The sequence below is a fragment of the Microbacterium sp. SLBN-111 genome (genome assembly GCF_049739645.1).
Classification (GTDB): domain Bacteria; phylum Actinomycetota; class Actinomycetes; order Actinomycetales; family Microbacteriaceae; genus Microbacterium.
On record NZ_JBMGQH010000001.1, the window covers coordinates 211,320 to 232,527 of the forward strand.

Here is a 21,208-nt window from a genome sequence, read left to right on the forward strand (position 1 = left end):
CGCGACCCGGGGACGAAGGGAGGAGATTCGGCGAAGGGAGGACAGACACGCCGGGAGGCGTCCTCCCTTCCTCCCATGTCCTCCGCTCGTCACCGATCCGGCGCGGCTGCAGCCCCGGGTCAGACGCGCTGTCGCGGGCGGAGGCTGCCGAGGCCGCCGTCGACCCCCAGCACCTGGCCCGTGACCCACGCGTTGGCGGGGTCGAGGAGGAACTCCACGGCCCGGGCGACGTCGTCGGGCTCGCCGAGCCGGCCGAGCGGGTGCATCGCCTCGGACACCCTGCGCGACGTCTCGCTCGCCGTCAGGCCCTCGGTCAATCGCGTCTGCACGAGTCCCGGGGCGACGGCATTGATCCGCAGCCCCTGGCTCGCATAGCTCGCCGCGGCCGACAGCGTCAGGCCGATCACCCCGGCCTTCGCCGCCGCGATGGCGTCGTGGTTCGAGAGCCCCGCCAGCGCCGCAGCCGACGACGTCAGCACCACGGAACCGCCGCCGCGCATCCGCTTCCCCGCCGCGCGCACCGCCGCGAAGGCCGTCGTCAGCGACGCGGCGACGATGCCGTCGTACTGCTCGCGTGACGTCAGGTGCGCGGGCTTGAGCAGCATCGAGCCCGCGAACACCGCGATGCCGTCCAGCTCCCCCGCGTCGGCGACGGCACGGTCGACGGCGTCGAAGTCGGTGGCATCCAGGATCATGTCGGGTTCGATCACCGACGAATCTCGGGCGGTCGTGATCACCCGATGGCCCGCGTCGCGCAGGCGTCGGGCCGTGGCCCCGCCGATGTCGCTCGAGGCCGCGATGAGGAGGAAGTTCGCCATGCCCCGATCATGCCGACACGGCGCGCCGCGAACGGGGGCTGGACAAGCCCGTAACAGTCGCTTCGCGGGCAATGCGACCCGGGAGAATGGATGCCATGGACTGGCAGATCTCCGAAGACACGGTGCCGTCGGCGCCGATCACGGAGGCCGACGCCCGGTCCCTCCTTGGCCGGCCGCCGGCGACCGGCGCGTGGCGCGACGGCGACCCGGTCGGCGATCGGCGCTTCGCGGCGTTCGGCGAGTTCCGGACCGAGAACGGCGAGCGCCTGCCCGGCTTCCGCCTGGCGTACGAGACGTGGGGCGAGCTCTCCCCCGCCCGCGACAACGCGGTCCTGGTCCTCCACGCGCTGACCGGCGACAGCCACGTCCGCGGTTCCGCGGGTCCGGGACACCCCACCGCCGGCTGGTGGAGCGACCTCGTCGGGCCGGGCGCCGCGATCGACACCGACCGCTGGTTCGTGATCGCCCCGAACATGCTGGGTGGATGCCAGGGCTCGACGGGACCGGCGAGCATCGCGCCCGACGGCTACGAGTGGGCCGCGCGGTTCCCGTATCTGACGATCCGCGACCAGGTGAGCGCCCAGGCGCTGCTCGCCGACGCCCTCGGGATCGACCGCTGGGCCGCGGTCATCGGCGGATCCATGGGCGGTATGCACGCCCTGGAATGGGCGGTCGGACACCCCGACCGGGTCGAGCGCGCCGCGATCCTCTCCTCCCCGCCGGTCACGACGGCCGACCAGATCGCCCTCAACACGGTGCAGGCCGACACGATCCGGATGGACCCGCGCTTCGCGGGCGGGGCGTTCTACGACGCCGCCGACGGCGACGGGCCGCACCGCGGGCTCGCCCTCGCCCGGCGCATGGCGATGCTGAGCTACCGCAGCCCCACCGAGCTGAACCAGCGGTTCCAGCGGTCGTGGCAGTCGGGCGTGAGTCCGCTCGGGCACGGCGGGCGCTTCGCGGTGGAGTCGTACCTCGACTTCCACGGGAACAAGTTCACCCGCCGCTTCGACGCCAACAGCTACCTCACGCTCGCCGAGGCCATGAACTCCCACGACGTGGGACGCGATCGCGACGGGGTCGAGGACGCCCTGCGCCGTGTCACGGCCACGACCCTCGTGCTCGGGGTCGACACCGACCGACTCTTCCCCGTCGACGGGCAGCACCGCATCGCCCGTGGCATCCGGAACACGCTCGACGGGGATCAGGCGGTGGTCCTCTCGAGCGACTTCGGCCACGACGGTTTCCTCATCGAGACCGCCGCCGTCGACCATCACCTGCGGCGGTTGTTCTCCGCCTGATCCGGATGCCGCGGGGCCGCGTCACCGCGCCGGTTCCAGGGCCTCCTCGAGGACGCCGCTCGCCAGGAGGGCAGTGATCTCGGCATCGGAGAGCCCCAGGACCTCGGACAGGACCTCGCGGGTGTGCTCGGCGGCGAGCGGTGCGGGTCCGGTGAGCGGCGGCTGGAGCGTCCGGGTGCGCGCCTCGCCGAGATTCGTCACGACGGGGCTCGCCAGCTGCGGCTGCACGAGCCGACCGAACACCCCGCGCTCGACGAGGTGCGGGTCCTCGCGGATGTCGTCCGCGCGGAGCATGGCACCCGCGGGCACACCGGCGCGCTGGAGCCGTTCGGCGGCCTCGCGCGCGGGAAGATCCGCCGTCCACGCCCCCAGGAGATCGCGCAGTCGGTCCCGAGCGGCCCACCGGTCGGCGGCGGCCGCAAGGGCGGGGTCGGCGAGGAGGTCGGGACGGCCGATCTCGGTCGCGACTGCGGCGAAGGCGGCATCCCCCTCGGCGTCGATCACGACCCAGTCGTCGTCCCCCCGGGCGGGGAAGACACCGCGGAACGCATCGCCGGAACGGTCGTTGCCTTCCGCCCGCGGCCCGCTGCCAGATGTGGCGGCCGCCGCGGCCAGGTGGTCGGCCATCGCGCCGAAGATCGCATCCACCTGCGCAGAGCTGACGCGCCCGCCTTCGCCCGTGCGGTCGCGCCGCAGGAGCAGTGCGACCACCGCCGCGGCGTTCAGACGCGCGACGACGTGGTCGGGGAAGATCGTGATCGCGTCGCTGAAGCCGTCGCCGTCGCCCGGGTAGGCCCACAGTGTCGACAGCCCCGCGCTGGCCCGCACGAGCGGCCCGTACCCGAGGCGCCGGCTCCACGAGCCGTGGTTCCCGAAGGCGCTCGATTCGGACAGCACGATCCCGGGGTTCAGTCGGCGCAGCGCCTCCATGTCGAAGCCCAGGGATGCCAGGGTCCCGGGCTTGAAGTTCGTCAGCACGACGTCGCTCACCGCGACCAGTCGGGCGAAGAGCGCGCGGCCTTCGTCCGAGCGCAGGTTTAGGCCGAGGCTGCGCTTGTTGCGCAGACCCCACGCCACGCTCTCGTTCATGACGTCGCCCGTCATCGACTGGCGCGCGCCGTCGGGGAATGCGCTCGACTCGATCTTGATCACGTCGGCGCCGTAGTCCGCGAACAGCCGGCCGAGCTCGGACCCGACGACGATCACGCCCAGATCCAGCACCCGCAGCCCGGCGAACGGGCGCCGCCCCCGCTCAGCGTCGGCCGCGATCCGGAGTCCCGGCTCCCCCGGCGGAACGGTCGAGTCCGGCACCGGCGCAGGACCTCGTCCGCCGGCGCGCTCGTCGTCGATCTCGAACCACCCGTCGTGGACGAGGGTTCCCGGCAGGACGGCGGAATCGTCGCGGAACGATCCGTTCTCGCGGAAAGCGGGCTCCCGCAGCACCGCCGCGGCATCCGAGAGACCCGCCGTGGGAACGCCCAGCTCCTGACCTTGCGCGACGGCCTCGGCGACCGTCAGCCCGGCGAACAGGCGCCCGATGAGCGGATAGAGCCGCCCGGCCGCGGCGAAACGGTGACGGATCTGGTCGAACGACGGGTCGGCGAACTCCTCGGGGCGCCCGAGCCACTCGAACATCCCGCGCCACTGGCGCGTCGCGAGGACGCAGATGCGCACCCAGCCGTCCTTCGCGGGGAAGATCGGGTAGAGGTGGCGCGCGTCCGGGCGGCCGCGCGGGAGATCGCTCAGCGGGACGCCGGCCCGAGCCGAACCGCCCACCCCGAAGACCGGATCGAGGATCTGGATCAGCGCCTCCTGCACGGAGAAGTCGACGACGTCGCCCTCACCGGTCGCGCGCACGTGCGCGAGTTCGAGCAGCACCACCCAGACGGCCTGCGCGGCGGCGGACTCGTACAGCAGGAACTCCGGCGGCAGCAGCGGCTCGCGCACATCGGGGAGACCGGACCGCGACAGCACGGTGCTGAGGGCGGCGTGGACGTCGGGCGTCGCCCGCCACCCGGCGTGCGGCCCGGTGACGCCGAAGTCGCTCAGATCGATGACCACGAGCCGGGGATTCCGCGCGCGCAGGTCGTCGGCGCGCGGTGACCGGGCGATGGTCTCGCCGTCGCGCAGGACGACGTCGACGGTCGCGGCGAGCGCGGCGAAGGTCTCCGCCCCCGCGTCGTCGGCAAGATCGAGTTCGACGCTGCGCTTGCCGGCGTTGCGCAGCGCGAACGTCAGGCTCTGCCCCTCGACGACGACGCCGGCGCCGCGGGCGGGAGAACCGCCGGGGCGCTCCACGCGGAGCACCTCGGCACCGAGATCGGACAGCATCCTCCCGACCGTCTGGAGCGGTCCGTCGACCGCGTCGAGGATACGGATGCCGGTGAGAGGCAGGTTCGCTCCTGCCGTGCGCCGTTCGGCCATGGCCACTCCCTTGTGCGTGTTCCGGCCCGCGTCATCACGGGCTGCGGAGGGAGCCTCTCGCCGCCGGACGCCCAGGCCCAGCGCAAACAACGACTGCGCCGACCGGGCGCACCGGTACGCGTCGGCGTGCTGTCGGACGCGGGTGGACCTGCCGATCGGAGCACGGTGCAGCGGACGAATCCTGCGCGCCGCGGGGCGGAACGGCGGACGCGGGGAGGGCCGCGCGTCCGTAAAGTGAGCGCGTGGAGCTTTCGCAGGTGAGGGCATTCGTGGCCGTGTCACGGCAGCGCACGATCGCGGCTGCGGCCGAGGAGTTGCACGTGACCCCGTCGCCGCTCAGCCGGACCATCCGCGATCTGGAGCGAAGGGTCGGCGGCGACCTGTTCCGCCGCAACTACCACCAGTTCGACCGCACGGACCTCGGCGACCGGTTCCTCCCGCTCGCGGTCGAGATCGTGGCGCAGGCCGACGAAGCGGCATCCCTCGTCTCGGGCTCGCGGCGCGGGTTGCGGTTCGGGGCCACGCCGTGGACGTCCCGCAGCCTCACCGACAGCCTGATCGCCGCCGTCGCCGAGGTCGGGGGCGAGACGAACGACCTCGTCTCGGACCTGTCGTCGGTGCTCCTGGAGTCGCTGCGGCACGGCGACATCGACATCGCGCTCGTACATCTGCCCGTGGATGCCGCGGGCATCGCGAGCGTCCCGCTCGCGCAGTACTCGTTCGCGGTCGCGTCGCTCGCCGACCCGACGCTCGACCTCGGGCGCCCCCTGCGCCTCGCGGACCTCGCGGGTCGGCGCGTGCTCACGCTGCCCCTCCTCATGCAGCCGACATCCATGCGACGGATGCGCGACGCGTTCGAACGCGCCGGCATCGAATCCGTCGAGGAGATCGATCTGCGCGACATCGTCGGCATCCAGGGCCGCATGGCCCGCACCGGCCAGATCATGCTGATCAGCCGCGGCGGCGACCTCCCGACGTCACGGCTGTTCGACTTCGACCAGCTCGAGGTGTATCCCTTCGCGGACGGCGAACTCGACACCGTGGTCGGACTCGCCTGGCGGGAGCGGGACACCGTGCACGCCGCCCCGCTCCGCCGGATCGTCGATCGACTGCGTCCCCGGGACGGCGCCCTCCCCTACATCGGCTGAGCCGGCACGGCGCCGATCAGCGGTTGCTCCACTGCGGGGCGCGCTTCTGCGCGAAGGCGGAGATCCCCTCGATCGCATCCGCGCTGGACATGAGCTCGTCGAACGCGCCCGATCGATGCACGACCGCGTCGACGACGTCCGCGATCCCGCGCGTCTCCTCCATCACCTGCAACGACAACCGGACCGACGTCGGGGACACGCCGAGGATCTCGTCCGCGAGCGCGCGCGCCCCGTCCAGGGCCTGGCCCGCCGGGACGACCCGGTTGACGACGCCGCGATCCTGCGCCTCGAGGGCTCCCATCCGGCGTCCGGTGAGGATCAGTTCGTTGGCGAGCTTCTCGGGGAGCATCCGCGGCAGCCGGACGACGCCCCCCGCTCCCGCGATCAGCCCCACGCGCACCTCGCTGAGGGCGAACTGCGCGGTCTCGTCCGCGACCACGAGGTGGCAGGCGAGAGCGGTCTCGAAGCCCCCGCCCATCGCGAAGCCGTTGACCGCGGCGATGACGGGCTTCGTCATCCCCCGGCGACTGGTCAGCCCGGCGAACCCGCTCAGGGGGAGGTAGTTGGGCTTGCCCGTCGCGGAGTAGACGAGGTCGTTGCCCGCGCAGAAGGCCTGCTCCCCCGCGCCGGTGAGGATCGCCACCCACAGGTCGGGGTCGGCGAAGAACGCGTCGAACACCTCGGCGAGTTCCTCGTGCGCCGGGGGGAAGAGCGCATTGCGGGCGTCGGGGCGGTCGATCGTGACGGTGAGCAGATGCCCGTCGCGTTCCACCCGCACATACGCGTAGTCGTCGCGCAGCGCCGGCGTGCGCGGGGGCTGCAACCGCTCGGCATCCCGTCGATCGACCGCGACCCTGTTCCCCGGGCCCGTCGGCGTGACCCACACCGACTGCCCGATCGGCTGCTCCGACGACAGGAGAGCGAGCAGGGCGTCGTCGCCGTCCCACCCGCGCGCGAGGAAACGCTCGCCCGTCGCGTCGAGGCGGCCGATGACGATGCCGGTGGCCGCACCGTCGCGCGCGTGGACGATCGTGAAGGTCTCGATGGTCGCCGCCCCCGCGGGGCGGGAGGTCTGCGGGACCGCGGGGACGGCGTCGAGTTCTCTCTGCACGGGGGCCGACCGGTCGTCCTGCCAGTTCCGCGGCGTCGTGGAGTACACCGCCGCCGAATACTTGCTCAGGATGCCGCCGTTGGCCCCGACGAACCCGAAGGATCCGGGGCGGCTCCGGACCCGGTGCACCATCTCCGCGATGGCGTGCATCGAGTAGTTGTTGCCCGCTCCGCCGAAGAACGGCAGGCCGCCGGTCACAGTGAGCCCGCGCGGGTCGTCCGGCTCGAGGCCGAGGGCGTCGACGGCGACGTTGAAGACGGCGATCGGGAAGCAGCTGTAGAAGTCCCACGCGTCCACGTCGCCCGTGCCGACGCCGGCCATGTCGAGCGCGAGGGCGGTCGCGCGCCGCGCGGCCGGACTGCTCGAGAGATCGACCCGGTCCATCAGCGTGCGCTCGCGCAGATCGGCGTGGCCGTGGATGTAGACCCAGGCGCTCTCGGGCACGCCGAGCGCGCGGGCGGCCTCGACGGATGCCAGGAGCACGGCCGCCCCCTGATTGACCTGGTCTCGGGCCACGACGTACCGCGTGTAGGGATCGGCGATCGGACGGTTCGCGGCGGTGGGCGTGACCAGTTCGGCGGCGGAACGCTCGACAGTGGCTGCCGCGAAGGGATTGTCGGCGGCGACGCGGGTGAAGGGGGCGAACAGCTCGCCGATCCGCGCCGCGTATTCCGCGCGCGAGAGGCCGAGTCGCGCACGGCGGGCGTTCTCGGCGACGGCGTACTGGCTGGGGGCGTCGCTCAGACCGTGGTTCGTGCCCTCCATCGAGACCAGACCGGCAAGCCCGTAGCCCCGATCCTCCAGGTCGCCCTCGACGTGCTCGGTGAAGTCGGGCCGCTCGGGGGCGTTCGCGAGCGCCCGCGCGGTGGAGATCGCCTCAGAGCCGAACGCGAGGGCGACCCGGCTGCGTCCCGCCGCGATCTCGGCGGCGAGCTCGGTGACCAGGTGCTGCGGCCCCTGCCCACCCCCCACCTCGAGGATCGCGCGGCGAGGCTCGGCGGAGATGCGCCGGGCCACCGATCGCGGGTAGTTGTCCGACTTCCCGAGCGGTGCACGAGCACCGGGGACCGAGATCTCGAACTGGCGAATGCCGGCGACCGTGTCGATCGCCGCGGCGACGGCGGCCGCGTCGATCCCGGTGTCGGCGAGTGCGCGCGCGGACGCCCGCGCGGCCAGGTCCACCGGGGAGAGGGCCTCGTAGCCGTCGCCGTCGAGGCGGTCGATGACCTGTCCGACGCCGATGAGGACGGGGGTGCGTTCGTCGATCCGATCCATGTGCTCTTCCTCTCTCCGTTACCGTGCGACCCGTGAGGCGACGGTCGCCCGCAGCGCCTCGATCTGTGCGCGCTGTTCCTCCCGCGCCGGCTCCGGGAACGGGGCTCCGACGGTCTGCGCGATCGAGAACGGCAGCAGGGGCGATGCCACGGGACGCACCTGGCTGAACGTGTCGAAGCCGGCCTTGCCGTGATACGCGCCGGTACCGCTGGTCCCGATCCCCCCGAAGGGCACATCGGGCACCATCAGGTGCAGCGCCAGGTCGTTCCGAGTCACGCCCCCGGATGCCGTTTCGTCGACGTAGCGGCGGAACTCCGTGCCCTCCGGGCCGTAGTAGTACGCCACCAGGGGGTGCGGGCCGTCGGCGATGCGGGCGATGACCTCGGCGACATCGTCGTAGGGACGCACGACGATGACGGGTCCGAAGATCTCCTCGCGCGAGATGAGCATGTCGTCGGTGGCATCCCGCACGATGGTGGGCGCGATGCGCCGGGTCGTGGCATCCGGGAGCGTGTCGTCACCGGCGCCGGTCGGAACGGCGTCGACCCGAGCCCCGCGAGCGCGCGCGTCGTCGAGGAGGCGGGTCACGCGGGCGAAGTTCGCGTCGTTGATGATGGTGATCGCGTCCGGGTTGGTGGCGTACTCCGGAAGCGCCGCGCGGATCGCGGCGGAGTAGGCCTCGACGAAGGTGTCGGCCTGCGCGCGCGGAACGTATACGTCGTCGGGGCACAGGCACAGCTGGCCGCCGTTGTTCATCCGGGCCGCCGCGACGCGAGCCGCAGCCTCGGCGATGTCGGCTTCGGCCGAGACGAGCACGGGGTTCTTCCCACCGAGCTCGAGCGTGACCGGCACGAGGTTGCGTCCGGCCGCCGCGGCGACCACCCGCCCGACGGCGGGAGAACCGGTGAAGAAGAGGTGGTCGAACGGGAGCTCCGAGAACGCCACCGCGGTCTCGCGCCCGCCGAGGACCACGGTGACCTCGTCCGGGTCCAGACGCGAGGCCACCGCCCGCGCCACCACCGCCCCGGTCCGCTCGGGGATGTCCGAGAACTTGATCATCACCCGGTTTCCGGCGGCGAGCGCCTCGAGCGCCGGTTGGATGACGAGACCCACGGGGAAGTTCCACGGCCCGATGACGCCGACGACCCCCACCGGGCGGGGCTCGAGGGTCACCGGGATCCCCATCTCGGGACCCGCCTGCGAGGCCGAGGGGCGCATCCACTCCTCGAGGTGGGCGCGGAGGTACTCCGCCTCGCTCACCCCGCCGATGATGTCGGACCGCAGGCTCGCGAGCGCCGGCCTGTTGCCGAAGTCGGCGTCGAGTGCTTCGACGATCTCGTCGACGTGCTCGAGGATCGCGAGGGCGAGGCGGTCGATGCGGGACAGTCGTGTCTCCAGATCCGGGATGCCGTCGCGACGGTGCGCGGCGCGCTGACGGGCGAGCACGTCGGCGAGGCGCTCCCCGGACGGATCGACGAGGATTTCGGTGGTCGACACGGTCGTGGACATGGTCACTCTCCTTCGGTTTCGCTGAAGACCAGGACGGGCTTGATCGTCGTTCCGGCGACGCTGTCGGCGATGGCGTCCTCGACCGCGTCGAAATGGTAGGTGCGAACGAGGCGTTCGACGGGGAAGAGTCCCTCGTCGTGCCAGCGCAGCAGCTGAGGAATGAAGCGGTGGGGATCGGCATCCCCTTCGATGCTCCCGCGGACGGTCTTGCCCGCCCCGATGAAGGCGGTCGAGTCGACGGCGAACTCCGCCCCGCCCGTTCCGACGAGCACGAGTTGGCCCAGAGGGCCGAGCGCCTCGGTGGCGCTGCGGATGACGCCCGCATTGCCGGTCGTGTCGAGGGCGTGCGTCGCGCCCCCGCCGGTCGCCGCGCGCAGGTCCTCGACGAGCGTGTCCGCGAGACCGGAGACGACGCGCGTGGCGCCGAGCTCGCGAGCGAGCGCGAGCCGCTGCTCCGACAGGTCGACCCCGACGATCGTGCCGACCCCCAGGGCGCGGGCGGCCATGATCGCCGCCATGCCGACCGCACCCGTGCCGAAGACGACGAGGCTGTCGGAGGGCCCGGGCCGGAGCACGTTCGCGACGACTCCCGCTCCGGTCTGCATGCCGCACCCGAACGACGCGGTGACGGCGAGGTCGGTGTCCGCGGGCACCCGGACGGTGTTGGCCTCGGTCGTAAGCGCATATCCGGCGAAGCTGGACTGCCCGAAGAAGCCGCCCGCGATCGGCGAGCCGTCGGCGCCGTGGAGCGGTGTCGTGCCGTCGCCGCGTCCGCCCGAGACGTTCATCTCGGCGAAACGCGCGCAGTACGCCGGGTGACCCTGCGCGCACGGATCGCACGACCCGCAGCTGCGATAGCTGAGGATGACCTTGTCACCGACGCCGACGCTCGTGACATCGCTCCCGACCGCGGCGACGATCCCTGCGCCCTCATGGCCGAGGACGACCGGAACCCCGTCCGGAAAGTAGTGGCGCGTGACGATGTCGGTGTGACAGACCCCGGCCGCCACGATACGGACGAGGATCTCGTCCGGGCGCGGGTCGTCGAGGACGACTCTCTCGACCGAGAGCGGAGTGTCTGCTCCGCGGGAGACAACGGCGGCGATCTTCATCGATCCCTCTCCTTCGATGGCGCGGCGGGGCCTCGGGCGGGCCCCGCCGACGCGGGAACTGAACGGCCCCGGGTGACCGCGACCGTGCGTTCACTCTCGTCGCGCTCGCGGTGCGCGCCCAGCGCAAAGAGGGACAGACGCCCGCTCCGCGGGTCGCACGTGGATGCCGTGCGCTCACGTCCGACGCAGCGGACCGATCCTGCACGACGCCGACCGGCCCCGTCGGGAGGGGCCGCGCGCCGGGGTCAACCCTGCGTCGGAATCGAGCCGGTGATCGCCGTGGTCGCGGCCTCGGCCGCCGGCATCCGGTGTCCAGGGTGACGACCGCTGCGGTCCTCCACGCGGTACGAGACGAGCGCGACCACGAGGCCCGCGAGCGCCAGCGCCGCACCCACCCACGCGGGGGCGACGAGGCCGAAGCCGGCGGCGATGACGAGGCCGCCGAGGAACGCACCGAGACTGTTGCCGATGTTGAGCGAGGAGTGGTTGAGTGCCGCCGCGATCGACTGGTTGTCTTCCGCGACGTCCATGAGCCGGGTCTGGATGGCCGGGCTCAGCGCCGCTCCGCAGAATGCCACGAGGAACGCGAAGGCGACGAGGCTGACGATCCACTCGGCCGTGAGCGCCAGACCGATGGATGCCACGGCGAGCGAGATGAGCCCCACGCGCAGCCAGAACCGCAGGTCTTTGTCGGCCAGGCTGCCGCCGACGACGTTCCCCACGGTCATCCCGAGCCCGACGATCACGAGGACCAACGACACGACCCATTCCGGCTGCCCCGCGACCTCGGTGATCATGGGCGCGATGTAGCTGTACATCGCGAAGAAGCCGCCGAACCCGATGGCGCCGATGCCCAGCGCGAACCACACCTGGCCGAGGCGGAACACCCGGAGTTCGTCGCGGAGTCGGCGTCCTGGCATCCCGGGATGGGCGGGCACGAAGAGGGCGATGCTGAGCGTCGCGAGCAGGAAGATGCCGGCCACGACGGCGAACGCCGCGCGCCACCCGACCTGCTGACCGAGCAGCGTGCCCAGGGGCACACCGACGACGTTGGCGATCGTGAGACCGGTGAGCACGAACGCGACGCCCTTGGCGCGATTGCCGGGGCCGAGGGCGTCGGCCGCGACGAGCGCGCCGATGCCGAAGTAGGCGCCGTGCGGGAGCCCCGCGAGGAACCGGGATGCCGCGACCAGCTCGAACGTCGGGGCGATGACGGTCAGCAGGGTGAAGAAGGCGAGGGCGGCGGCGAGCACGATCATCACGCGGTGCCGCGGGAACCGGGCCACCGACCCCGCGATCGTCGGCGCACCGACGACCACGCCGAGCGCGTACAGCGACACGAGCCAGCCCGCCTGCGCGATGGCGTCGTCGGGCGAGGCGGCCCAGGCGGAAGGGAGGAGGTCGCGCGCGATGTTGGGCAGAAGGCCCATCACGACGAACTCCGTCATGCCGATACCGAAGCTGCCGATGGCGAGAGAAAGGAGCGCCCGCGTCGCCGCGCCCTTCGAGGTCGTCGAAGAGGTCACTCCGCGATGCTAGCGGCCCGCGGCCACCTGTGTCGAATCGATTCGGAGCGCCGTTGGCATCCGGTCTTCATCGGCATAAACGCGATCGCCCGGCAGAAACGCCCGGACCGAGCGTTTCTGCCGAGAACCGGCGTTTATGCGGGATGCCGGAACGCGGCGCAGCGGGCCGACGCGGCGCCGGCCCTCAGGACGCGTCGTCGATCGCGCGCTCGAGGCGCTCGATCTTCCCGTCGATCTCGCCGGTGCGGCCGGGGCGGATGTCGGCCTTCAGCACGAGCGAGACGCGGGAGCCGTAGGGCAGCACGGCGTCCGTCGCGCGCTTCACGACGTCGAACACCTCGTCCCACTCCCCCTCGATCTCGGTGAACATCGAGGTCGTGCGGTGGGGCAACCCCGACGCGCGCACGACCGACACCGCGGCGGCGACGGCATCGTGCACGGATCCGTCGGGGTTCTCCGACGAGACGGCACCGACTCCGGACGGGGCGACAGAGAACGCGATGAGCATGGTCCGAGCCTAGGTCGCGGAGACCCGCGCGGGAACCGAGCGGCGCCCGATGACCCACTCGCGCAGATCCTTGGGGCGCGCGACGCGGCCGGTGCGGACGCGCACGACGCGGACGATGGCCCACACCATCAGCACGACGCCGAGGAGGTTCCGCAGCTCGAGCAGGAACACGGGGAACGGCGCCGGGTTGGTCGCCATGAGCCCGTCGTACACGAGCGGGTAGACCCACTGCGTCACCCCGGCGATCGCGAGGGTGAGCGCCGCGAATCCGTACCACCGACGGCGGTCGAGCATCAGGCCCAGCACCACCGGCGGGAAGAGCCACACGTAGTACTGCGGCGAGCCCACCTTGTTCAGGGCGATGAACGCCGTGACGAGGGCCAGGGCGAGCGGCGGGAAGACGCTCAGGAACGTCGCGCCGAGCCACATCTTCCGCGCCCCCACGACGAGGACGGCGAGCATCACGAGCAGCATGATCGGCGTCATCGCCGCGATGACGATGTCGGAGAAGGGGCCCGAGACCTGGAAGGTCAGGACGGTGCCGTCGTAGTAGACCTGCGATCCGGGGACGTAGAACGACGCCAGGAACATGTACAGCCCGCCGACCGGGGCCTCCATCTGGATGCCGCGCGAGGTCTGATCCCCCACGAACCCGAAGACGTACGGCGCGCCGCCGAGGGCCACGACGGGGATGATCGTCGCGAGCGACACCGCGACCGCTCCCCACACCAGCGCGAGGCGCCGGCGGATGGCGACGAACCCGGCGGCCAGGATCGCCGCGGGCCACACCTTCATCCAGATCGCGATGGAGAGGAGGACGGATGCCACGAACGGCCGCCGCACCAGCCAGATGCTGCCGAGGATCGCGAACGGAACCGTGATCCCGTCGATGCGGTAGAGGCCGACGGGGCCGATGAGCAGGATCGCGGCGAGCCAGAACACCGCGGCGATGACGCGGCCGCGCGAACGCCCCGAGCCGACGAGGACGACGAAGGCCACGAGGTTCGCGAGCGACACGGTGATCGCCCAGGCTTGCGTGTAGCCGGTCGCCCAGGCGAACACCCACGCGAACGTCATCGGCAGGAACGCGAGCTGCGGGTAGATCCACTTCTCGGTGATGCCGGGCCATTCCCACCCGATCGACCGCGTGCACGACGTGACGTCGACACCGCCGAAGAGGGCGCAGCGCGACCACGGTTCGTACACCAGATACACGTCGCCCATGGGCTCGTTGGGCTGTTGGAAGCCCAGAATCCCCACCGTGACGTGGACGGCGACGAACGCCAGCAACAGAACGACGACACGCCTCACCACCGGATCATCCTAAGCGGGCGTCCCTGAACGACCCGGACGAGCGGACGCCGTCGACCGCCCGCGGACGCGGCGTCCCGGGCCTGGCGGCGGGCAACCGTTATGGGATCGAGTCCGTCAGGGGGCGACGAGCAGGCCCGCGATCACCCGGGGCAGCGCCTCCGCGACGTCGAGCGCCGTGATCGGCCCGCCGGCCGCGCCCCGGCCCGCGGCCGCGACGGTTCCCGCCGTGCCGTGCAGCCACGCGGCGGTCGCCGCGCACGCCGCGAGATCGTCGAGCGAGGTGCGCCCCGCGGCGCTCGCCCCCGCCGCCACGGCCCCGAGCACGCCGCCGAGCACGTCGCCCGTGCCCGCGGTCGCGAGCCACGGCGTCCCCGTCGCGATGCGCCGCGCCCACCCGCCCGGCGCGGCCACGATCGTCACGGCCCCCTTCGACAGCACGACCCCGCGCAGGGCGTCCGCCGTCTCCGCGGCCGCCCGTTCCCGCGCGTCGTCGCCCTCGGCCGCCTCGGGGTCGAGACCGAGCGCCTCACGCAGCCGGGCCAACTCCCGCGCGTGCGGTGTCACGACGACCGGCGCCGAGGCCCCGGGCGCGAGGTCGAGCGCACCGGCATCCGTCACCACCGGCACGACTCCGGACAGGATGCCGCGCAGCGCCGCCGTCTCCTCGGCATCGCGCTCGGTGGCATCCGTGCCCGATCCGATCACCCACGCCTGCACCCGGCCGTCCGCGGTCACGGTCTCCGGCCGCCGCTGCAGGACGAGGTCCTGCGCCCGCGAGGGACCGATGTACCGCACCATGCCGGTGCCGGTGCGCCAGGCGGCTTCGACGCCGAGCACCGCGGCCCCCGGGTACCGCGTGGAGCCCGTGCGGAGTCCGACGACGCCGCGGGAATACTTGTCGTCGGCGTCCGTTGGCCTTCGAAGTGTGCGGGCCGCATCGTGCCCGGTCCAGTCCCTCGCCGTCATGGCGTCACCCTAGAACGAGAGAGGCCGACGTGAGCACCCTCTTCACTCCCCTGACCATCCGCGGTATCGAGACGCGCAACCGCCTGTGGGTCTCGCCGATGTGCCAGTACAGCGCGGTCGACGGCATCCCGAACGACTGGCACCACGTCCACCTCGCGCAGTTCGCCGCCGGCGGTGCAGGGCTCGTGATCGCCGAGGCCACCGCGGTCTCGCCCGAGGGCCGCATCTCCCCCGACGACGTCGGGCTCTGGAACGACGCGCAGGTCGAGGCCTGGACGCCGATCGTCGCCGCGATCCGTGCGCGCGGTGCGGTCGCGGGCGTCCAGCTCGGGCACGCGGGGCGCAAGGCGTCGACGACGTCGCCGCTGACCGGGGGCCGCGGATCCGTTCCCTCCGAAGACGGCGGCTGGGAGACGGTGGCCCCCTCGGCGATCGCCTACCCCGGCTTCGCCGAGCCGCGGGAGCTCGACGCCGCGGGCATCGAGAAGATCGTCACCGATTTCGCGGATGCCGCTCGTCGCGCCGTCGCGGCCGGCTTCGAGGTCCTCGAGGTGCACGCCGCCCACGGGTACCTGCTGCACCAGTTCCTCTCGCCGCTCAGCAACCACCGCGACGACGAGTACGGCGGATCGTTCGACGGACGCGTGCGCCTCCTCGAGCGCGTGACCGCCGCGGTGCGCGAGGCCGCGCCCGACGCGGCGGTGTTCGTCCGGTTCTCCGGCACGGATGCCGCGGACGGCGGCTGGGACATCGACGACACCGTCCGCGCCGCCCAGCGCGTCGCCGCGGCGGGCGCCGACCTCGTGGACATCTCCAGCGGCGGACTCGTGCCGCATCAGAGCATCCAGCCCGGCCCCGGATACCAGGTGCCGCTGGCGGAGAAGGTGCGCCGCGAGACCGGCATCCTCGTGGCCGCCGTCGGCATGATCGACGACGCGCATCTCGCGGAGTCGGTCGTCGCCGACGGCCGCGCCGACGCGGTGTTCTCGGCCCGCGAGTGGCTGCGCGACCCGCACTACGCGCTCCGCGCCGCGGTCGAGCTCGGTGCCGACCTCCCCGCCCCGGCCCAGTACCTGCGCGCCTACTGAGCCGCGTAACCTCAGCGATCCGCACGTCCTCCGCCGCGACCCGCTATGGGGCGCTGACGATGGGCGGATCGCTGAGTTTGTGCGAGGGACCCCGGATGCCGCTCCCCGCCGTCAGGCGTAGCGGCGGCGGGCCGTGGCATCCTGAACCTCGCCCACGAGCTCCTCGATGACGTCCTCCAGGAAGAGCACCGCGCGCACCTCGCCGCTCTCGTCGCGGACCTGGGCGAGGTGCCGACCCGAGCGCCGCATGAGTGCGAGCGCGTCCTCGAGGTCGGTCGTCTCGAGCACCGACACCATGTGGTGGATGCGCTTGGCCGGGATGGGCCGCGCCATGCGGGCCTCGTCCTCCGGGCCTTCGGCGACGCGGAGGACGTCCTTGAGGTGGACGTACCCGGTGGGGTGTCCGTGCGGATCGACGATCACGTAGCGCGAGTACCCGTGCAGGGCGACGGCCCGTTCGATCTCGGCGGGCGTCGTCGTCTCGGGGAGCGTGACGAGGTCCGCCATCGGCACCGCGATGTCGGCGGCCTTCTTCTCCGTGAACTCGACCACCGCGGTGACCGTTCCGGCCGCATCGTCCAGGACGCCCTCGCGACGCGATTGGTTCACGATCGTCGCGACCTCGTCGAGCGTGTAGGTCGAGGTCGCCTCGTCCTTCGGCTCGACGCGGAACAGCCGAACGATGTGGTTCGCGGTCCAGTTCAGCGCGACGATGATCGGGTAGAACGCCTTCGACACCGCCACGAGCGGCGGAGCGAGCATCAGCACGGCACGGTCGGGCAGCGAGAACGCGAGGTTCTTCGGCACCATCTCGCCGAACACGACGTGCAGGTACGACACCAGCAGCAGCGCGACGATGAAGCCTGCGACGTCCACCGCGGCCTCGGAGAGCCCGGTCAGCCCCAGCGGCTCGGCGATGAGGTGGTGGATCGCCGGCTCGGAGACGTTCAGGATCAGCAGCGAGCAGATCGTGATGCCGAGCTGACACGTCGCGAGCATGAGCGTCGCGTGCTCCATCGCGTAGAGCGCGGTCTTGGCCGACCGCGAGCCGCGCTCGGCGAGGGGTTCGACCTGCGATCGGCGCGCCGAGATGACGGCGAACTCCGACCCGACGAAGAAGGCGTTGGCGGCGAGCAGCACCACCAGCCAGGCGATTCCGGCCCAGTCGCTCATCGCTGGTCACCTCCCTTCGCGGCGCGCACGAGGTCGTCGACGTTCTCCTCGGCGGGCGCGGGCGTGAACTGCACGCGGTCGACGCGGCGCCCGTCCATGCGCTGCACGGTCAGGAGGCCCTCCTCGATCTCGACGGTGTCGCCGGCCTTCGGAATGCGCTCGAGCTCGGCCATGAGGAATCCGCCGACGGTGTCGTAGACGTCGCCCTCGGGCACGCGCACCCCGGCGCGGTCGAGGAGCTCGTCCGGACGCAGGTCGCCGGGGAAGGTGAGGGATGCCGCGGTGCGCACGACACCCGCGCGCGAGCGGTCGTGCTCGTCGAGCACCTCGCCGACGATCTCCTCGACCAGGTCCTCCAGCGTCACGACGCCGGCCGTACCGCCGTACTCGTCGACGACGATCGCCATCTGGTACCACGCGGGTGCGGAGCTCGGTCACGAGGGTGTCGAGGTGCACCGTCTCGGGGACGCGGAGCGGCTCGGTCGCGAGCGCGGCGACGGGGACGTCGGCGCGGCGATCGCGCGGCACGCCGACCGCTGCCTTGAGGTGCACGACGCCGATGATGTCGTCCATCGACTCGTCATAGACGGGGAAGCGGCTATGCCCCGTGCGGCGTGCGAGCTGGATGACGGCATCCGTCGGCTCCCCCGCGGCAAGCGCGTGCACGCTCGGGCGCGGGGTCATGACGTCGGCCGCGCTCAGCCGGGCGAACGTGAGGCTGCGGTCGAGGAGCGACGCGGTGTCCTTCTCGAGCAGGCCGGCGCTCGCGGAGCGACGGACGAGGCTGGAGAGCTCCTCGGCCGTGCGCGCGCCGGAGAGCTCCTCCTTGGGTTCGACGCCCACCGCCCGCAGCACGCCGTTGGCGCTGCCGTTGAGCACGGCGACGGCCGGCCGGAAGATCATGGTGAAGGCGACCTGGAACGGCATCACGAGCTTGGCCGCCTGGATCGGGACGGCAAGCGCGAAGTTCTTCGGCACCAGCTCGCCGAGGATCATCGACAGCACGGTGGCGATACCGATGCCGAGCACGGCGGAGACGGGCATGACGACCGCTTCCGGGATCGCCCAGGACAGGAAGACCGGACGCAGGAGGTTCGAGATCGCCGGCTCCATCGTGTAACCGGTGAGGAGCGTCGTCAGTGTGATCCCCAGCTGCGCGCTGGAGAGGTGGGTCGACGTGATCCGCAGCGCGTCGATCGTGAGCGACAGGCGGGATTCCCCCGCGTCGCGTCGCGCCTCCAGGTCCGCGCGATCGAGATTGACCAGCGCGAACTCGCTCGCGACGAAGAGTCCCGTGCCCACCGTGAGAAGCAGCCCCACGCCCAACATGACGTAATCGATCACGCGTCACCCCCGCTCACCGCGGGAGAGGGTCGTCGGGGCTCGGGTCTACAACTGGGAGGGTCGTCCATCGTGCCCACGATTCTAGGGCCTCCCGGTGACGACGGCACCGGGAGATCGGCATCCCCTCATCCCCCTCAGGATGGAGTCATGGATGCCACTCCCCCCGCGCAGCAGCGCGCGGCCGCCGCGGAGGACGCGGTGCTCGCCGCGTACGTGCACCGGTACGGGCCGGTCGCCTGGGCCCACGCCTCCACCGCGGGCGACGGGGCGCGGACGTGGCACTACTGGTGGCACGCGCACCTCGTGCACGCGCTGGCCGAGGCCGAGCGGCACCGCCCGTCGGCTCGCCGGCGCCGACTGATCGGCGACCTGCTCCGCGGCGTCACGCTGCGCACCGCCGGCACCTGGATCACCCCGTTCTACGACGACATCGCGTGGATGGGACTCGCGCTCGCCGAGACGCGCCCGCACGGTCACGCGCGCGCCCGCATCGCCCGGATCCTCGCGCGCGCCTACGATCCCGCGGTCGGGGCGCTCCCCTGGCGCACCCGCAGCGTCCTCTACAACGCCCCCGCGAACGGGCCGGCGGCGATGGTGCTCGCCCCCAGCCGTCACCGCTCGCTGGCTGCGCAGCTGAGCGCGTGGATCACGACGACCCTCGACGATCCCGACACCGGTCTCGTGCGCGACGGCATCGAGCACGGCACGGTCCGGCCCGACCTCTGGACGTACAACCAGGGCGTCGCGATCGGGGCCGCCCTCGCGCTGGGCGACCGCCCGCGCGCCGCGGCCGTGCTGGACGCGGTCGACCGGTGGTGCGCGGCGGACGACGGCCTGTTCCCCGCGGCAGGGGGCGGGGACGGCGGACTGTTCGCCGGCATCCTCGCCCGGTACGTGGGCCTCGCCGCGTCGCACCTGGACGGGGTGGCTGCCGATCGCGCCCGGCGTCTCGTGCGACGCAACGCCGACGCGCTGTGGGCGCTGCGCCGGGACGGTCGGTTCCCGGCGGACCCGCGGCGCGAGGCGCGAGGCGAGGGCGACGACCTCGACCTCTCGGTCCAGCTCGGCGCGTGGATCACGCTCGAGGCCGACGTCACAGCCTCGGCGGGCCTCACCAGCTGACCGGCAGGGCCTTGCCCTCCTCGTATCCGGCGGCCGACTGCAGTCCCACGCGAGCCCGCTCGTGGAAGTCCGCCACGGTCGCGGCGCCGGCATATGTGAACGACGAACGCACACCCGACGTGATCATGTCGAGCAGGTCCTCGACTCCCGGGCGCTGCGGGTCGAGGTAGATGCGCGACGACGAGATGCCCTCGGCGAAGAGCTCCTTGCGGGCCCGCTCGAAGGCATCCAGTCCGTGGAAACGCCCCTGGACGGCCTTGGTGGATGCCATCCCCCACGACTCTTTGAACGTCCGGCCGTCCTCGTCGGTGCGCAGCAGCCCCGGCGACTCGATCGTGCCGGCGAACCACGACCCGATCATCACGGACGCGGCGCCCGCGGCGAGCGCGAGCGCGACGTCGCGCGGATAGCGGACGCCGCCGTCGGCCCACACGTGGGCTCCGACCGCGCGGGCGGCCTCGGCCGTCTCGAGCACGGCGGAGAACTGCGGGCGCCCGACGGCGGTCATCATGCGCGTGGTGCACATCGCGCCGGGACCGACGCCGACCTTGAGAATCGAGGCGCCCGCGTCCGTGAGATCGCGCACGCCGTCCGCGGTGACGATGTTGCCCGCGGCGATCGGGATGCCGAGGTCCAGCGCCGCGACCTCGCGCAGCGCCCGCAGCATCTGCTCCTGGTGGCCGTGCGCGGTGTCGACCACGAGTACGTCGACGCCGGCCGCAGCGAGCGCGCGCGCCTTTCCGGCCACGTCGCCGTTGATCCCCACGGCGGCTGCCACGATGAGCCGCCCGTCGGCGTCGACGGCGGGGCGGTACACCGAGTCGCGCAGTGCGCTCCGCGCCGAGAGCGTCCCGACGATGCGGTCGCCATCGACGACGGGGACGATGTCCGCCGAACCGACCAGCTCGAACACCTCGTGGGGGTCGCCGATCCGCTCGACCTCGACCGGCGAGGCGTCGGTGCGGGCGATGTCGCCGAGGGTCGCGTCCGGGAGCGCGGTGGCCAGGCGCGGAGCCGGGACGATGCCGCGGTAGCCGTCGAGCGGGATCGTGCCGTCCTCGCGCTGATCGGCCACCACGATCCCCCGCCCGGGCACGGCGGGGAGCACGCGGCGGGCTTCGGCGACCGTGGCCGACGGCGGGAACACGAGGGCGGCGTCCCACGCCACGGGCTGCGCCTTGACCCACTCCACCGCCTCGACCAACCGCGGCAGCGCCAGATCCTGCGGCAGCACGCCGAGGCCGCCGCGACGCGCCAGGGTCGCCGCGAGACGGGGCCCCGTGACCGAGTTCATGTTGGCGGACACCAGCGGAAGGGTCGCGCCGCTCCCGTCGCCCGGCGCGAGGTCGACGCTCAAGCGGCTGCCCACCTCGGAATGACGCGGGACCAGGAAAACATCCGAATAGGTCAGGTCGACGTCGGGCTGTGCACCGGAGAACTCCATGGCATCCACCTCATCACATCCATCG

At 72.4% G+C, this 21,208-nt stretch carries 15 protein-coding genes and 1 pseudogene; 4 read left to right on the plus strand and 12 right to left on the minus strand.

Going from position 1 to position 21,208, the window contains the following annotated elements; all coding sequences use genetic code 11:
• Positions 1-119 precede the first annotated feature (119 nt).
• Positions 120-818 (minus strand): SDR family NAD(P)-dependent oxidoreductase, encoded by a 699-nt coding sequence (locus tag RKD05_RS01075; protein ID WP_424707488.1) that lies wholly within the window; start codon positions 816-818, stop codon positions 120-122.
• Positions 819-913: 95 nt separating this feature from the next.
• Between RKD05_RS01075 and metX the strand changes: the two genes are divergently transcribed.
• Positions 914-2,119: a homoserine O-acetyltransferase MetX gene (gene metX / locus RKD05_RS01080; RefSeq protein WP_424707490.1), complete on the plus strand. Its 1,206-nt coding sequence runs from the start codon at positions 914-916 to the stop codon at positions 2,117-2,119.
• A gap of 21 nt (positions 2,120-2,140) precedes the next feature.
• Here the strand turns inward: metX and RKD05_RS01085 are convergent, their stop codons facing one another.
• A complete protein-coding gene (locus tag RKD05_RS01085; RefSeq protein ID WP_424707491.1) occupies positions 2,141-4,543 on the minus strand; it encodes a CoA transferase in 2,403 nt (800 codons plus the stop codon).
• Positions 4,544-4,785: 242 nt separating this feature from the next.
• On the opposite strand from RKD05_RS01085, the gene RKD05_RS01090 reads away from it, so the two are divergent.
• Entirely contained in the window at positions 4,786-5,691 is a 906-nt protein-coding gene (locus RKD05_RS01090; protein ID WP_083896697.1) for a LysR family transcriptional regulator, read from the plus strand.
• A 16-nt stretch (positions 5,692-5,707) separates the two neighbouring features.
• Here RKD05_RS01090 and RKD05_RS01095 read toward each other — a convergent pair whose 3' ends face one another.
• From RKD05_RS01095 to RKD05_RS01125, 7 genes are all read right to left on the minus strand, one after another.
• The gene (locus RKD05_RS01095) at positions 5,708-8,077 is read right to left on the minus strand and encodes an acetyl-CoA acetyltransferase (RefSeq protein ID WP_424707492.1); all 2,370 of its coding nucleotides are present in this window, start codon (positions 8,075-8,077) and stop codon (positions 5,708-5,710) included.
• Between the two features lie 18 nt (positions 8,078-8,095).
• Entirely contained in the window at positions 8,096-9,586 is a 1,491-nt protein-coding gene (locus tag RKD05_RS01100) for an aldehyde dehydrogenase family protein (protein ID WP_424707494.1), read from the minus strand.
• Positions 9,587-9,588: 2 nt separating this feature from the next.
• Positions 9,589-10,698 carry an NAD(P)-dependent alcohol dehydrogenase gene (locus tag RKD05_RS01105; RefSeq protein ID WP_424707496.1) on the minus strand — a complete coding sequence of 370 codons (1,110 nt, stop codon included), beginning with the start codon at positions 10,696-10,698 and terminating at the stop codon, positions 9,589-9,591.
• Between the two features lie 245 nt (positions 10,699-10,943).
• Positions 10,944-12,224 (minus strand): MFS transporter, encoded by a 1,281-nt coding sequence (locus RKD05_RS01110; RefSeq protein WP_424707497.1) that lies wholly within the window; start codon positions 12,222-12,224, stop codon positions 10,944-10,946.
• A gap of 184 nt (positions 12,225-12,408) precedes the next feature.
• A complete protein-coding gene (locus RKD05_RS01115; RefSeq protein ID WP_424707498.1) occupies positions 12,409-12,732 on the minus strand; it encodes a thiamine-binding protein in 324 nt (107 codons plus the stop codon).
• 9 nt (positions 12,733-12,741) lie between these two features.
• Entirely contained in the window at positions 12,742-14,046 is a 1,305-nt protein-coding gene (locus RKD05_RS01120; protein WP_424707500.1) for a hypothetical protein, read from the minus strand.
• A 114-nt stretch (positions 14,047-14,160) separates the two neighbouring features.
• Positions 14,161-15,012, minus strand: coding sequence for an ADP-dependent NAD(P)H-hydrate dehydratase (locus RKD05_RS01125; RefSeq protein ID WP_424707501.1), 852 nt, complete (start codon positions 15,010-15,012; stop codon positions 14,161-14,163).
• Positions 15,013-15,041: 29 nt separating this feature from the next.
• Here RKD05_RS01125 and RKD05_RS01130 point away from each other — a divergent pair, with 29 nt between their 5' ends.
• On the plus strand, positions 15,042-16,100 hold the full coding sequence (locus RKD05_RS01130; RefSeq protein ID WP_424707502.1) for an NADH:flavin oxidoreductase/NADH oxidase: 1,059 nt from the start codon (positions 15,042-15,044) through the stop codon (positions 16,098-16,100).
• 111 nt (positions 16,101-16,211) lie between these two features.
• Here the strand turns inward: RKD05_RS01130 and RKD05_RS01135 are convergent, their stop codons facing one another.
• Positions 16,212-17,273 (minus strand): hemolysin family protein, encoded by a 1,062-nt coding sequence (locus tag RKD05_RS01135; RefSeq protein ID WP_424707504.1) that lies wholly within the window; start codon positions 17,271-17,273, stop codon positions 16,212-16,214.
• Positions 17,270-18,614: pseudogene (locus RKD05_RS01140) on the minus strand (hemolysin family protein). Before RKD05_RS01140 ends, RKD05_RS01135 begins: the two are co-directional and overlap by 4 nt.
• Positions 18,615-18,764: 150 nt before the next feature.
• Between RKD05_RS01140 and RKD05_RS01145 the strand changes: the two are divergent.
• Positions 18,765-19,739 carry a glycoside hydrolase family 76 protein gene (locus tag RKD05_RS01145; protein ID WP_424707506.1) on the plus strand — a complete coding sequence of 325 codons (975 nt, stop codon included), beginning with the start codon at positions 18,765-18,767 and terminating at the stop codon, positions 19,737-19,739.
• On the opposite strand, the gene RKD05_RS01150 is transcribed toward RKD05_RS01145, so the two are convergent.
• Positions 19,729-21,183, minus strand: coding sequence for a GuaB1 family IMP dehydrogenase-related protein (locus tag RKD05_RS01150; RefSeq protein ID WP_424707508.1), 1,455 nt, complete (start codon positions 21,181-21,183; stop codon positions 19,729-19,731). The two genes, RKD05_RS01145 and RKD05_RS01150, sit on opposite strands and share 11 nt — an antisense overlap.
• Positions 21,184-21,208: the final 25 nt, after the last annotated feature.

Excerpts from the sequence above, each read along its gene's own strand:
- RKD05_RS01115 (WP_424707498.1), bottom strand. The coding sequence starts at position 12,732 with ATGCTCATCGCGTTCTCTGTCGCCCCGTCCGGAGTCGGTGCCGTCTCG.
- RKD05_RS01125 (WP_424707501.1), bottom strand. The coding sequence starts at position 15,012 with ATGACGGCGAGGGACTGGACCGGGCACGATGCGGCCCGCACACTTCGA.
- RKD05_RS01145 (WP_424707506.1), top strand. The coding sequence starts at position 18,765 with ATGGATGCCACTCCCCCCGCGCAGCAGCGCGCGGCCGCCGCGGAGGAC.
- RKD05_RS01075 (WP_424707488.1), bottom strand. The coding sequence starts at position 818 with ATGGCGAACTTCCTCCTCATCGCGGCCTCGAGCGACATCGGCGGGGCC.
- RKD05_RS01085 (WP_424707491.1), bottom strand. The coding sequence starts at position 4,543 with ATGGCCGAACGGCGCACGGCAGGAGCGAACCTGCCTCTCACCGGCATC.
- RKD05_RS01095 (WP_424707492.1), bottom strand. The coding sequence starts at position 8,077 with ATGGATCGGATCGACGAACGCACCCCCGTCCTCATCGGCGTCGGACAG.
- RKD05_RS01100 (WP_424707494.1), bottom strand. The coding sequence starts at position 9,586 with ATGTCCACGACCGTGTCGACCACCGAAATCCTCGTCGATCCGTCCGGG.
- metX (WP_424707490.1), top strand. The coding sequence starts at position 914 with ATGGACTGGCAGATCTCCGAAGACACGGTGCCGTCGGCGCCGATCACG.
- RKD05_RS01150 (WP_424707508.1), bottom strand. The coding sequence starts at position 21,183 with ATGGAGTTCTCCGGTGCACAGCCCGACGTCGACCTGACCTATTCGGAT.
- RKD05_RS01105 (WP_424707496.1), bottom strand. The coding sequence starts at position 10,698 with ATGAAGATCGCCGCCGTTGTCTCCCGCGGAGCAGACACTCCGCTCTCG.
- RKD05_RS01135 (WP_424707504.1), bottom strand. The coding sequence starts at position 17,273 with ATGAGCGACTGGGCCGGAATCGCCTGGCTGGTGGTGCTGCTCGCCGCC.